This window comes from Actinoplanes siamensis (assembly GCF_016862395.1).
Classification (GTDB): domain Bacteria; phylum Actinomycetota; class Actinomycetes; order Mycobacteriales; family Micromonosporaceae; genus Actinoplanes; species Actinoplanes siamensis.
Window position 1 is genome coordinate 1 of the sequence record NZ_BOMW01000035.1, and the last position, 13110, is coordinate 13110.

Annotated in this window: 15 protein-coding genes; 10 read left to right on the forward strand and 5 right to left on the reverse strand. The window is 72.7% G+C overall.

Translation table 11 applies throughout. The annotated features are described in order from the left end of the window. From Asi03nite_RS19030 to Asi03nite_RS19040, 3 genes are all read right to left on the reverse strand, one after another. On the reverse strand, positions 1-1132 hold a 1132-nt coding region (locus tag Asi03nite_RS19030; protein ID WP_239102789.1), incomplete at its 3' end, for a UvrD-helicase domain-containing protein. A gap of 132 nt (positions 1133-1264) precedes the next feature. Further along, positions 1265-1813 carry an LOG family protein gene (locus tag Asi03nite_RS19035; protein ID WP_203681476.1) on the reverse strand — a complete coding sequence of 183 codons (549 nt, stop codon included), beginning with the start codon at positions 1811-1813 and terminating at the stop codon, positions 1265-1267. Next, positions 1813-2580, reverse strand: a complete 768-nt coding sequence (locus Asi03nite_RS19040) for an LOG family protein (RefSeq protein WP_203681478.1) — start codon at positions 2578-2580, stop codon at positions 1813-1815. The genes Asi03nite_RS19035 and Asi03nite_RS19040 overlap by 1 nt, the downstream gene beginning before the upstream one ends. Before the next feature lie 198 nt (positions 2581-2778). Here Asi03nite_RS19040 and Asi03nite_RS19045 point away from each other — a divergent pair, with 198 nt between their 5' ends. Beyond that, positions 2779-2985 (forward strand): hypothetical protein, encoded by a 207-nt coding sequence (locus Asi03nite_RS19045; RefSeq protein ID WP_203681479.1) that lies wholly within the window; start codon positions 2779-2781, stop codon positions 2983-2985. A 14-nt stretch (positions 2986-2999) separates the two neighbouring features. On the opposite strand, the gene dapE is transcribed toward Asi03nite_RS19045, so the two are convergent. Beyond that, positions 3000-4070, reverse strand: a complete 1071-nt coding sequence (gene dapE / locus Asi03nite_RS19050) for a succinyl-diaminopimelate desuccinylase (protein ID WP_203681481.1) — start codon at positions 4068-4070, stop codon at positions 3000-3002. A gap of 77 nt (positions 4071-4147) precedes the next feature. Between dapE and dapD the strand changes: the two genes are divergently transcribed. Further along, entirely contained in the window at positions 4148-5092 is a 945-nt protein-coding gene (dapD, locus tag Asi03nite_RS19055; protein WP_203681483.1) for a 2,3,4,5-tetrahydropyridine-2,6-dicarboxylate N-succinyltransferase, read from the forward strand. Positions 5093-5237: 145 nt separating this feature from the next. Here dapD and Asi03nite_RS19060 read toward each other — a convergent pair whose 3' ends face one another. Next, the gene (locus Asi03nite_RS19060; protein ID WP_203681752.1) at positions 5238-6059 is read right to left on the reverse strand and encodes a LysR family transcriptional regulator ArgP; all 822 of its coding nucleotides are present in this window, start codon (positions 6057-6059) and stop codon (positions 5238-5240) included. A gap of 70 nt (positions 6060-6129) precedes the next feature. On the opposite strand from Asi03nite_RS19060, the gene Asi03nite_RS19065 reads away from it, so the two are divergent. The 8 genes from Asi03nite_RS19065 to Asi03nite_RS19100 all read left to right on the forward strand — a co-directional run bounded on the left by Asi03nite_RS19065 (position 6130) and on the right by Asi03nite_RS19100 (position 13039). Further along, positions 6130-6732 (forward strand): LysE/ArgO family amino acid transporter, encoded by a 603-nt coding sequence (locus tag Asi03nite_RS19065; protein WP_203681485.1) that lies wholly within the window; start codon positions 6130-6132, stop codon positions 6730-6732. Between the two features lie 58 nt (positions 6733-6790). Further along, positions 6791-7840: a DNA polymerase III subunit beta family protein gene (locus tag Asi03nite_RS19070; protein WP_203681487.1), complete on the forward strand. Its 1050-nt coding sequence runs from the start codon at positions 6791-6793 to the stop codon at positions 7838-7840. 105 nt (positions 7841-7945) lie between these two features. Continuing rightward, positions 7946-8695 carry a class I SAM-dependent methyltransferase gene (locus Asi03nite_RS19075; RefSeq protein WP_203681489.1) on the forward strand — a complete coding sequence of 250 codons (750 nt, stop codon included), beginning with the start codon at positions 7946-7948 and terminating at the stop codon, positions 8693-8695. A gap of 462 nt (positions 8696-9157) precedes the next feature. Next, entirely contained in the window at positions 9158-9634 is a 477-nt protein-coding gene (locus Asi03nite_RS19080; protein ID WP_203681491.1) for a hypothetical protein, read from the forward strand. 81 nt (positions 9635-9715) lie between these two features. Further along, complete coding sequence (locus Asi03nite_RS19085; RefSeq protein WP_203681492.1) at positions 9716-10210, forward strand: hypothetical protein; 495 nt, start codon at positions 9716-9718, stop codon at positions 10208-10210. A gap of 211 nt (positions 10211-10421) precedes the next feature. Then, positions 10422-11093, forward strand: a complete 672-nt coding sequence (locus Asi03nite_RS19090) for a hypothetical protein (protein WP_203681494.1) — start codon at positions 10422-10424, stop codon at positions 11091-11093. Positions 11094-11347: 254 nt separating this feature from the next. After that, complete coding sequence (locus Asi03nite_RS19095) at positions 11348-12001, forward strand: hypothetical protein (RefSeq protein WP_239102778.1); 654 nt, start codon at positions 11348-11350, stop codon at positions 11999-12001. A 36-nt stretch (positions 12002-12037) separates the two neighbouring features. Next, complete coding sequence (locus Asi03nite_RS19100; RefSeq protein ID WP_203681496.1) at positions 12038-13039, forward strand: SDR family oxidoreductase; 1002 nt, start codon at positions 12038-12040, stop codon at positions 13037-13039. Positions 13040-13110: the final 71 nt, after the last annotated feature.

Genomic DNA, 13110 nt, shown 5'->3' on the forward strand with positions numbered 1-13110 from the left:
CGAGCGGAGCCGGCGGGTCGAGCGGAGCCGGCGGGTCGAGCGGAGCCGGCGGGTCGAGCGGAGCCGGCGGGTCGAGCGGAGCCGGCGGGAACATCAGCCGGTGCGTGATCGGCCCCCGCATCCGCCGGGCCACCCCGGACGCCGCGGTGAGCAGCGCCGGTGCCGCGCGATAGTTGGTATGCAGGGTGATCGTCTCGGCCGGGCCGCCGGACACCGTGCGGAACCGCTCCGGGAAGGTGGCGATGCCGCCGGGATCGGCGCCGCGGAAGCCGAAGATCGACGAGTCCGGGTCGGCGAAGGCGACCAGCGGTTTGCCGCCGCCGGCGACCTGGGCGAGCAGGTCCAGCTGGGCCGGATCGGTCTCGGCGAGCTCGTCGACGTAGACGAACGCGAGGCGGCGACGCTCGGCGGCCAGCAGGCCCGGCTCGTCGGCGAGCAGTCCCGAGGCGGCCCGGACCAGCTCGGCCGGGTCGTAGGCGACCGAGCCCCGGGTGGTGGCGTCGCGCAGGGCGAGAACCTCCACATACTCCCGGAGGAAGCGGGCGGCCGCCGACCAGTCCCGACGGCCCAGCCGGTCGGCGTATCCGGCCAGCTCGATCGGGCCGACCCCGCGCTCGGCGGCACGCTGCATCAGGTCCCGCAACTGCTGGGCGAAGGCCCGGGTGGGCAGCGCCGGACGCAGCTCCTCCGGCCAGCCGATGGTGTCGGCGGACTCCGGATCCTCCACCACGGCCAGCAGCTCACGGATGATCAGATCCTGCTCGGGACCGGTGAGCAGCCGCGGGGCCGGCTCACCGCGATCGGCGGCGGCCCGGCGGAGCAGGCCGAACGCATAGGCGTGGAAGGTGCGGACCAGCGGCTCGTGCACGATCCGCCCGGGGTCGCCGGCGATCCGCGCCTCGATCCGGTCGCGGAGCGCGGCCGCACCCCGGCGGCCGAACGTGAGCACCAGGATCCGTTCCGGGTCGACGCCCTCGGCGATCCGGGCGGCGACCGCCTCGACCAGCACTGTCGTCTTGCCGGTGCCGGGGCCGCCGACGACCAGCAGCGGGCCGCGGGTGTGCGCGGTCACCCGGGCCTGCACCGGGTCGGCGCGCAGCTCGGGCGCGGCCGGGCGGGGACGCCGGACCAGGCGGTAGGCCGGCCGGCGCACCGGGGCGGAGGGGGCCGGCGTGCTCACGGCATCTATGAGAGCACGCCGGTACGACGATTCCGGAACGTCACCCGGCCGGTGAGCGGCCCCGGGCCGGGAAAGAGGCGGGCGTCACGCCCCGAGCGCCGCCTCGACGGCGTCCAACGCGTCCGGCACCGAGCGCGCCACCAGCACGGTGTCCATCGCCGAGGCCCGGACGAACTTCGTCTCGACCAGGCCGTTCAGCCAGGTCACCAGCCCGTCGTAGAAACCGTCCGGATCGAGCAGCACGATCGGCTTGTGGTGCACGTCCAGCGTCGCGGTGGTCCACACCTCGAACAGCTCGTCCAGCGTGCCGAGGCCGCCGGGCAGCGTGAGGAACGCGTCCGACCGCTCGATCATCACGTTCTTCCGCCCACCCATGTCGGCGGTGACGACCAGTTCGTCCGAGGCGGTGTCGGCGACCTCCAGGTCGACCAGGCACTGCGGGATGATCCCCAGGGTGTGCGCCCCGCCGGCCCGGGCCCCGGCCGCGACCGTGCCCATCATGCCGACGGAGCCGCCCCCGGAGACCAGGGTGTGCCCGCGCTGGCCGAGCGCCCGGCCGGTCTCCGCGGCCAGGTCCAGCCAGCGCTGCTCGACGGTGTTCGAGGAGGCGCAGAAAACGCAGATCGCCGCCATCAGGACGGCTCCTGCGCCGGGCTGGCCTCGACGATGATCCGGACCGCCTCGGCGACGTCGTCGGTGACCCGGATCAGGTCCAGGTCGGCCTCGCTGATCTTGCCGTCGTCGAGCATCCGCTGCTTGATCCAGTCGAGCAGGCCGCTCCAGTAGTCGACGCCCATCAGGATCACCGGGAACCGGGTCACCTTCCGCGTCTGCACCAGCGTGATGGCCTCGAACAGCTCGTCGAGCGTGCCGAAGCCGCCGGGCAGGACCACGAACGCCTGCGCGTACTTGACGAACATGGTCTTGCGGACGAAGAAATACCGGAAGTCGATGCCGACGTCGACCCAGTCGTTGAGTCCCTGCTCGAACGGGAGCTCGATGCCGAGCCCGACGGACATCCCGCCGGCCTCGGTGGCGCCCCGGTTCGCCGCCTCCATCACGCCCGGCCCGCCGCCGGTGATCACGGCGTAGCCCGCCTCGGCGAGCGCGGCGCCCAGCCGGGTGGCCAGCTCGCACTCGGCGCTCTCCGGTCTGCTGCGGGCGGAGCCGAAGACGCTGACCGCGGGCGGCAGGTCGGCCAGGGTGTCGAAGCCCTCGACGAACTCGGAAAGGATCCGCAGGGCGCGCCAGGCGTCCTTGGTCTTCCACTCGCCGCGATGGTGGGAATCGAGCAACTTCTCGTCTGCGGTACTCGGTGGAACGGCTTCCCGACGCAGGGTTACCGCGCCGCGATGACGCTCCGGTGCGGCAGGAGGTCGCCCGTTGGTGCTCTCCGTCATGCGTCCAAGGTAGTGCGGACGGCCAGTACCCGGTGAATAACCGGCTGCGTTTTGGTAAGAGGATTGCGACTCGGGAACCTTTTTGCCAGATTGAAGCAACGGACGGTAGCTCTGAGGCGTCTATACAGTTACCGGACCGCGTCCACACGGCAGGCACGGCGCCCGGGATCCGGGTGTCCCGGTGAAAGGGCGGCCACCGTGACGAACCGATACGAGCGCATCAGGATGCACCGCCGCATGCAGCGGCGGATCCAGCTGGTGGTGGAGGAACGCCGGGTCGCCTTCGCGGCGCGGCAGCCGGAGCCGGCCTTCGACCCGGAGACCACCATGGAGATCCCGCCACCGGACCTGCCGGTGGTGGTGCCGCAGCGTGCGATCGGCCGGGTCGTGATCCCGCAGGTCTGAGGAGCCGGCCCGGCCTAGGCGGCCAGCCAGCGGTGCAGCGTCGCCGCCCCGTCCCGGATCTGCCCGATCTCCACGTGCTCGTCCGGCGCGTGCGCCAGCGACGGATCGCCCGGCCCGTAGTTGAGCGCCGGGATGCCCAGCGCCGCGAACCGCGCCACGTCGGTCCAGCCCAGCTTGGCGGCCGGCTCGACGCCGACCGCGGTGAGGAACTCCCGGGCGGCCGGCGCGTCCAGGCCGGGCAGGGCGCCCGGCGCGGAGTCCAGCACCTCCAGGTCGAAGCCCTCGAAGATCTCGCGCAGGTGCTCCAGCGCCTGCTGCTCCGAGCGGTCCGGGGCGAACCGCAGGTTCACCTCGACAGCGCACTCGTCCGGGACGACGTTGCCGGCGACGCCACCGGTGACGCGTACGGCGTTCAGCCCCTCCCGGTACGTACACCCGTCGATCGTCACGGTTCGCGGGTGGTAGTCCTCCAGCCGGCGCAGCACCTCGCCCGCGGCGTGGATCGCGTTCACCCCGCGCCAGGCCCGCGCCGTGTGCGCGCGGCGCCCGTGGGTCCGGACCACGGCGGCCATCGTCCCCTGGCAGCCGGCCTCGACCACCCCGTACGTCGGTTCGAGGAGCACCGCGAAGTCGGCCCGCAGCCACTCCGGCCGGCTCCCGGCCACCAGGTTGAGCCCGTTGAACTCGGACTCGATCTCCTCCGCCTCGTAGAACAGGTAGGTCACGTCGTACGCCGGGGCGGGCAGCGTGGCCGCCAGATGCAGCGCGATCGCCACCCCGGACTTCATGTCCGAGGTCCCGCAGCCGTAGATCAGGTCGTCGACGACAGTGGACGGCCAGTTGTCGTTGATCGGCACGGTGTCCAGGTGCCCGGCCAGCACCACCCGCGACGCGCGCCCCAGATCAGTGCGCGCCATCACCGTGTTGCCCACGCGCTCCACGGTGAGGTGCCCGGCGCTCCTCAGGACGTCCTCGACGCAGTCGGCGATCACCTTCTCGTCGCGGGACACGGATTCGATGTCGACCAGGGAGCGGGTGAGCTCGACCGGATCGACGAGCACGTCCGGGGTCAGCGGGTTGGCCATGTCCGCACCCTACAAGGCCGTCCCGCGCAGCGGACGTACCCGATGGGGGGCCCACCACCGACGGTAGTGTTCACCCCGTGGATACCGCGATCTCGACTTCGCCCGCCTGGGGCATCGGCCTCGCCACCGTCACCGCCGAGGGGCAGGTGCTGGACACCTGGTACCCGTCGGGCCTGCTGGGCCTCGGCGACGAGCCCGCCGACCCGCCGCTCCTCCCGGCCGGCCTGACCGGTCCGAAGCTGCTGCACGGCCTCTCGACGGTCGAGGTCCGCACCTCGATCAAGTCGCTCGCCCAGCCGATCGCGGACACCGCCGACGCGTACCTGCGGCTGCACCTGCTCTCGCACCGCCTGGTCCGGCCGAACGAGCTGAACCTGGACGGCATCTTCGGCCTGCTGGCGAACGTGGCCTGGACCTCGGCCGGCCCGTGCCCGCCGGAGCGGGTGGACGAACTGCGTTTCCTGGAGCGCGCCGCCGGCCGGCACCTCTCCGTCCACGGCATCGACAAGTTCCCGCGGATGACCGACTACGTCGCCCCGTCCGGTGTCCGGATCGCCGACGCGGACCGGGTCCGGCTCGGCGCCCACCTGGCCCCGGGGACGACGATCATGCACGAGGGATTCGTCAACTTCAACGCCGGCACGCTGGGCGCCTCGATGGTCGAGGGCCGGATCGTGCAGGGCGTGGTGGTCGGCGACGGGTCGGACATCGGCGGGGGCTCGTCGATCATGGGCACGCTCTCCGGCGGCGGCAAGGAGAAGATTCGGATCGGCGAGCGCAGCCTGCTCGGGGCGAACGCCGGCGTGGGCATCTCGCTCGGCGACGACTGCGTGGTCGAGGCCGGGACGTACATCACCGCGTCCTCGAAGATCGCGCTGCCGGACGGCCGTGTGGTGAAGGCCATCGAGCTGTCCGGTGTGAACAATCTCCTGTTCTGGCGCAACTCGGTGAGCGGCGCCCTGGAGGCTCGTCCACGCAAGGGCACCGGCATCGAGTTGAACACCGAGTTGCACACGAACTGAGCTGCCCTTGATCGCCTCGCTCCGCTCGGCGGCATCGCGGCCTTCGGGCCGATGGCGAGGGCACCGGAAATGACCACGGCTTCGGCTCGCCGTTTTCGGTGTTCTCGCCATCGGCGGGCGCACCGCGCGTGGGTGGGGCGAGGGATCAACGCAGGGCGTGGGCGGCGGCTGTTCGTACGGCGGTGGTGAGGTCGTTGAGCAGGGTGGACTCGATGCGCCAGTACTGCCAGTGGAGTGGGACGTCGAGGTGCCGCCCCGGGAACAGCTCGACATATCCGCCCGACTCCAGCAGCGGCCGCGCGTTCTGCTCCGGCACCGTGCCCCAGCCGAGCCCGAGCCGGATCGCCTCGTTGAAGGCCGCTGCCGCCGGCACGTAGTGCGCCGCCCGCGACACCGGCATCCCGATGCTCGCGAGGAAGCGGTGCTGCAACCGGTCCTTGCGGTTGTAGACGATCATCGGCGACGACGCGAAGTCCACCCCCGGGGCGGCGACCGCGACGTACCGCATCAGCCCCAGCCGCTCCACCCGGCAGCCCTGGACGGCCACGTTCTCCGCGGTCACCGCCGCCATCGCGGTCCCCGACCGCAACAGATCGGCCGTGTAGTCCTGATCGTCGGTGTGGATCTCGAACGTCGCGCCCGGCACCCGGGTCAGCACCGGCAGGAACCAGGTGTTCAGGGAGTCCGCGTTCACCACGATCGAGATCCGGGTGCCGCCCCGGGCCTGCGCCAGCGCCTCCCGCTCCAGCAGCGCCACCTGCCCGGCGAACCGCACCAGCGCCTCCCCCGCCGTGGTCGCCGTGCACGGCTTGGAGCGGCGCACCAGCACCTGCCCGACCGCCCGTTCGAGCGCCTTGATCCGCTGGCTGACCGCCGACGGGGTGATGTGCAGCGCCCGCGCCGCCGCCTCGAAACTGCCCTGCTCCACGACGGCCTGGAAGGTCGCCAGCTGCACCTGGTCCACGATTAAGTATCGCTAATCCATCCTGAAAATCTTTAGCTGGAGTCACAGCGGGACCGGCCCTACCGTCGAATCCGTGTTCACCTCCGCCCTTGCCGGTTTCGCCGCCTCCGCCGTACTGATCATCGCCATCGGCGCCCAGAACGCCTTCGTCCTGCGCCAGGGACTGCGCCGCGAACACGTTCTCGCCGTCATCCTCACCTGCGCGCTCTCCGACCTGGCGCTGATCTCGGCAGGCATCGCCGGCCTCGGTGCGATCATCAACGCGCAGCCCGGCCTGATCACGGTGATCCGCTGGGCCGGGGCCGCCTTCCTGATCGGGTACGCGGCGCTCGCCGCCCGCCGCGCGCTGCGCCCGGCGGGCAGCCTGGACGCGACCGGCAAGGCCCCCGCCACGCTGCCGGCCACCCTGCTCACCTGCCTGGCGCTGACCTACCTCAACCCGCACGTCTACCTGGACACCGTGCTGCTGCTCGGCTCGGTCGCGCAGCAGCACGCGCACCGCTGGCTGTTCGGGTTCGGCGCGGCGGCGGCCAGCCTCACCTGGTTCGCCGCGCTCGGGTTCGGAGCGCGACGACTCGGCCCGATCTTCGCCCGGCCCGGCGCGTGGCGCGTTCTCGACGGCCTGATCGCACTGGTCATGGCGGGCCTCGCGGTGACCTTGCTGCTGGGAGACTGACCACGGCTTGACCCTCGACCAGGTCGAGACGGCAGGGTCGTCGGCTGTGAGGAGCGAGATGCGAAGCATCGGCGAGGCGGCCCGGGCCAGCGGGCTGACGGTCAGTGCGCTGCGCTGGTACGACGGCGCCGGCGTGCTGGTCCCGGCGGCGGTCGACCCGGTCAACGGTTACCGCCGGTACACCGCCGAGCAGATCCGGGCGGCCCGGTTGATCGCCGGGCTGCGCCGGGTGGGCATGCCGGTCCCCGAGATCGCGGAAACGGTGCGGGAGATCGAGCACCCGGACCGCGTACGAGCCCGGCTCGATGCCCATCTGGCCCGGCTGGAAGCCGGCCTGGCCGACGCCCGCCGCGAGCTCCTCCGCCTGCACACCATGATCGATCTGGAGGAGAACCTGATGACCCGCATCACCCTGTCCGCGACTGATCTGCTGGCGGCACTGGCCGCGGTCCGCTTCGCGGCCACCGACCCGCTCCCCGGCGCGCCGTTCCCGGGCGGCGTGCTGCTCGAGGCCTCCGACAGCACGCTGACCCTGGTCGCGACGGATCGCTACCGGCTCGCGGTGGCCTCGGCGCCGGCCACGGTCGAGGGGCCGCCGGCCCGGCGGTACCTGCCGCTGGCCTTCGCCGACGAGCTCGCACGAATCGGCGCCGGCTCGGTGACCCTCGATGTCAATTCCGATTTCGTACGTACCGAGCACGCCGGCCACGAGCTGCGGGCGGAGCCGCTGGACGTCGACTTCCCGGACTACCGCCGCCTGATCACGGCGGCCGGCGACGCCACCCGGAAGATCACTGTCGACCAGGCGGAGCTGCGCGAGCTGGTGTCCGCGGCGCCCGAGGTACGGCGCGAGCACGACGGCGCCACGTACCCGGTGGCGATCCTGGCCCTGGACCCGGACGGCGGTCTGCGGGTGGCGCAGGAGTCCGAGTGGAGCTCCGGCGACGACGCGCAGATCGCGGTGAACCGGGAGTTCCTGCTGCAGGCGGTGGACGCCGGCGGGCCCGGCCAGCTGCTGCTCGAACTGGACGGTCCGGTTCAGCCGCTGACCATCCGGATCGCCGGTGACGACTCCCGTTTCTCCCTGCTCATGCCGATCCGGGCTTGACCGTCACGACGCGCTTAGTCGCGGATTGAACACGGTTCAGCCACGACTTCCGTGAACGGTGAGACCATCGCGACTTTGGGCGCACCGGCTGGTTACCGTCGGCGTGTGCGCAGCAGTCCGCCGGATGACGACCTCAACACCGCGGCGGCCGGCGCGTCCATGACCGGGTGGGAGTTCGCCTGGCTGGACGGGCTGGCCGTCGCGTCCGAGCCGTCCTGGTCGTACCCGGAGATCGCCCGGCCGCTGGTGCGCCCGGCCGGCAGCCTGCTGGATCTGGACACCGGCGGCGGGGAGCTGCTCGCCGAGCTGGCGCCCCTCCCGCCGTACACGGTGGCGGTGGAGACCTGGTCGCGGAACACTCCGATCGCCCGGGAGCGGCTCGCCCCGTTCGGCGTCGAGGTGATCACCGAGTTGCCGGCCGGCGAGGACGAGTTCGACCTGGTGCTCAGCCGGCACGGCCGCCTGCCCGCCGCCGACGTCGCCCGGCTGCTCAAGCCGGGCGGCGTGCTGCTCACGCAGCAGGTCGGCAGCGACGACCTGGCCGAGCTGAACGACGCGCTCGGCGCCCCGCCTCCGTCGCCGCGCCGCTGGGACGCCGAGGTCGCGGCGAACGCGCTGATCGCGGCCGGCCTGCGGGTGACCGACCTCCGCGAGGAGCACCCGGCGCTCGCCTTCCGCGACATCCGGGCGGTGGTGCACCACCTGCGGACGGTTCCGTGGCAGGTGCGGGACTTCACCCCGCAGCGGTACGAGCGCGAACTGGCCCGCCTCGCCGCCATCATCCGCGCCCGCGGCGAGTTCACCGTGCGGGCGCACCGGTTCCTGCTCCAGGCCGAGCGGCCGACAGAGGCGTAATCCGGAAGCCTCTTTCAGGGGAACAGGCGGTACCCCGTTCGGGGCCGCCGGCCCGGTTTTCCCGGCGGAAACTTCACCTCTCCACCCTCGCCCGCCCGTCGCGGAGCGACGTTTCCGCCGTGTGAGACGAACTCGGGCTTGTCCCGCACGCCGATCTCTGCCCACGTGTATCGACGCAGGCCACCCCGGTTCAGGGCGAGGCCGGGGTGATCGGTCCGCCGGCCGGTTCACACCCGCGGGGTAACCGCAACGGCCCCGCGCGCCGGCCGGATCATCCGCAAGGGGTGGGCTGTAAGCCCTATCGCCCGGCCTGGGCGGGTCAGCCATCTTTGTCGCAGCGCCGGGACGCCGAACGGGCTCCGGCCACACCCGACCAACGAGGCGCTCCCGTCTCCGTCGCTCCGCAACCGCCGGAGGCGTGCGCTCACCACAGTTCCAGGAGGAACTCCCCCCATGCGCAAGATGACCAAGCGTTCCGCCGTTGTCGCCTCCGCCGTCGCCGCCGCGGTGGCCGGAGCCGGAGCGGCCTTCGCCGCTTGGACCCTCTCCGGCACCGGTTCGGCGTCCGCGAGCGCCGGCAGCGTACAGACCCTGACCGTCGGCTCGGTGTCGTCGACGGCCCTGGTGCCGAACAACAAGGCGGACGTCACCATCCACGTGGCGAACCCGAACAAGTTCCCGGTCCAGATCACCGGCATCGAGTTCAGCGACATCAGCACGACCGCCACCGGATGCGACGCCGGCAGCGTCACCTTCGTCGCCGGCGCGCCGCTGCCCGCGCCCACCACGCTCGTGCTCGGCGCCGACGGCACCGCCACCGACGAGAAGGACATCCTCTACCCCGCCTCGCTGCAGATGGACAACACGGCTACCGACGAGTGCAAGAACGCGACGTTCACCTTCCACGTCGACCTGGACGCCCTCAGCGCGGCGGCCTGACCTCCTGAGAACGGGGGGATGCCCGCCGGGCGTCCCCCCGACCGCGTTCCGGGGCATCCTTCACGAGACGGGAACGGCACCTTGCTCGGATCATCGCTGCGGGCCAGGCCCGCGATCGTCGTGGCGGCAGTCGCCGGCCTGGCCGTCAGCGGCGGCATCGCCTGGGCACAGTGGCGTCTCACCGGCTCAGGCCAGGCCACGGGCACCGCCGGCACGGTGCTCGGCCTGCGGCTCTCCGGACAGCCGTCACCTCAGGAACCGCTCTATCCCGGGAAGCTGACCGCCCTCTCGGTCACGGTCCACAACGACAACCGCTTCCCCGTCCTGGTGACGACGATCCGCGCCGGCGCCGGGGCGGTCACCGCGGACGCCGCACACCGGGCCGCCGGCTGCGTCACCACAGGCGTGTCGTTCGCCAAACCGGCCACCGCTGTGGCCTGGCCGGTTCCGTCGCGTTCCAGCGCCACCTTCCGGGTCTCCAACGCCGTCAAGATGACCAACGCCTCGGACTCCGCGTGCCGCGGCGCCACCTTCACCGTGCCCCTCGCCGCTTCCGGGCGCAGCGATGCGCGCTGACCGCCTCCCGAGCGGGCAACTGCCGGGGGAGGGCCCGCGCCGCGGCGCTGTTCGTCCGCGCCGGCGCGGCGGTGGCGGTGCAGGGACCCGCATCGGAGCCCGCGTCGCGGGGCACGGCGGTCCTCGGAGTCCGGGCGACAGCGGTGAGCGGGCTCTGCCGGCGTGCGATATCCCGGCCCGCGGTCAACGGCAGCGCACGAAAGGTGGGCGGATGAGGCGTAGGACCGCGATCGCCCTGGTGGCGGCAACGGTGGGCGGGGCGGTGGCGGCCGGTAGCCGGCTGGACGCCTGGGCCGGCTGGACGGTCCCGGCCGCGCCGGCCCAGGGCACCGTCCGGGCCGGGCAGATGCCGGCCGTGCGGAACCTGGCGGTGACGCCCGACGGCGCGGACCTGACGTTCACCTGGGACGAGGCGCGGTTCGCATCCGGGGCGGCGGTCGGCGGATATCTGGTGCTGTCCGCCGCGGGGCCCGTCTGCCAGACCGAGTCCGAGCGCTTGACCTGCAGCTACTCCGGCGGCGGGGCGGCCGGCGGGACGTTCGTGGTGCGGGCCCGCGCCGGCGCCGGGTGGATGGGGCCGGTCAGTGCCGCGGTCACGTACGTACCGGAAGATCGAAAAGACCCGGGGGTCGCCACGGCGCCTGCGGCGAGCGGCCCGAAAGCCGGCGCATCGGCGCCGCGGGCGACGCCGCCCCCGGCCGCGACCGGCGACACCCCGGCTGAGAACGCGCCGATGGCGACCACGCCCGCGCCGGAGGCCACCACAGCGACAACCACCGGGACGCCGTCCGCCCCGGCCGTCACGCCGGACGGGACCGCCTACCCCACGGAGACCTCGGCCGCCGGTCGGAGCCGTTCCGCGTCTCGACGACAGCGGATTTGAGCCGCCGCAACCAGCCCGCTAGGGGCGCTTCCGGGCAGCTCCCGCGCGTGTCACCGGGCAACGTGGACGGCACGGCAGCGAACCCGGGAGGTGTCCGGTCCCTCGGCTGGGGTAAACCGGTTGGGTAGATCGTTCCGATTTATGCGCCTACAACGGCGGACGGAAAACCGATCACATCGGACATCTCCATCAGGAAACGTTGTATGGACCCCAGCCCGGCCATGTCCACAGGCGTCCGAGGAGGAACGAGCCGCATGCCACAGTCGAGCGATCCGCCCGCGGCCGTCGCCTCGCCCGGCCGGCTCGTGATGCGGCGCGACGTGCTGACCGGCGCCGGTGCGGGAGCCACCACGCCGGGCCGGATCGAGCTGACCGAGGCGGATCACGAGGAGCCCACCTGGGAGGTGCGCGGGCCGCGGCGGCGCCGCTTCGACAGGCGATCCCGGACCATCCTCGGCGTGGCGGCCCTCACCGCGATCCTGGCCAACGCCGGGGCGGCCTGGGCGTACTGGAAGATCACCCAGCCCGGCCCCGCTGCCGGGCCGGCGCCCGTCCCGGTCGACCTGATGCTGCCCGGGCGGAACGACCCGACGCAGACGCTGCGGCCCGGCGACACCGGGAACCTGCAGGTCACCGTCACCAATGACAAGGACGTGCCGATCCGGATCACCGCGATCCGGGTCGGGCCGGGCAACGTGGTGGCCGACCCCGAGCACCGGGACGCCGGGTGCGCCGATCCGGGGGTGCGGCTCCGCCGGCCCGTGTTCCAGGTCTCCTGGGAGGTGGCGCGGAACACGGTCGGCGCCTTCACCGCCGAGAACGCGCTGACCGTGCCGCCCACCATGGCGAAGGCGTGCGACGGGGCGACCTTCACCGTGCCGCTGCGGGCCGAAGGAGTGCAGCGCTGAGGTTTCTCCGCTCCGGATCCCGGTCAATCACCACCCATGACCAGGATTTCGGTAGTGACCGGCGCGAGTGGCGGCATCGGGCGGGCGGTGGCCCGGCGGCTGGCGGCCCGGGGTGACACCGTGGCCCTGCTGGCCCGGGGCGAGGAGGGGCTGGAGGGTGCGGCTGAGGACGTCCGCAAGGCGGGCGGCACGGCGCTGCCGATCGAGGTGGACGTGGCCGACCACCAGGCGGTGGAGGCGGCCGCCGACCGGGTGGAGAAGGAGCTCGGGCCGATCGGGCTCTGGGTCAACAACGCGTTCTCCAGCGTGTTCGCCCCGTTCATGGAGATCGAAATGCCGGAGTTCGTCCGGACCACGGAGGTCACCTACCTGGGGTACGTCTACGGCACCCGGGCCGCGCTGTCCCGGATGCGCACCCGGGACCGGGGCGTGATCGTGCAGGTGGGATCGGCGCTGGCGTACCGCGGGATCCCGCTGCAGAGCGCGTACTGCGGAGCCAAGCACGCCGTCCAGGGTTTCACCGAGTCACTGCGGGTGGAGCTGCTGCACGACAAGAGCAACGTGCACGTGACGATGGTGCAGATGCCAGCGGTGAACACCCCGCAGTTCGGCTGGGTGCTGTCCCGGCTGCCGAAGAAGGCGCAGCCGGTGGCGCCGATCTACCAGCCGGAGATCGCGGCCCGGGCGGTGGAGTACGCCGCGGACCACCCGAAGCGCCGGGAGTACTGGGTGGGCGGGTCCACCGCGCTCACGCTGGCCGCCAACGCCGTGGCGCCCGGGATCCTGGACCGCTACCTGGCGAAGACCGGGTTCAAGGGGCAGCAGACCGACGAGCCCCGGCCGGCGGATCAGCCGGCGAACCTGTGGAAGCCGGCGGACGGGCCGCGCGGACAGGACGAGGGCGCGCACGGGGACTTCGACGACCAGGCCAAGACGCGCAGCCTGCAGCTCTGGGCGTCGCAGCACCACGGGTTCCTGGCCGCTGTCGGCGGGGGGCTGCTCGCGGCGGGGGCCGCGTGGGCTTACGGCCGCCGGTGACGCGCCTCCGACAGATCAAGATCTTGCGTTGGTACGCCCCGGACGCCGCCACCCTCGCGTCCCGGTGACGG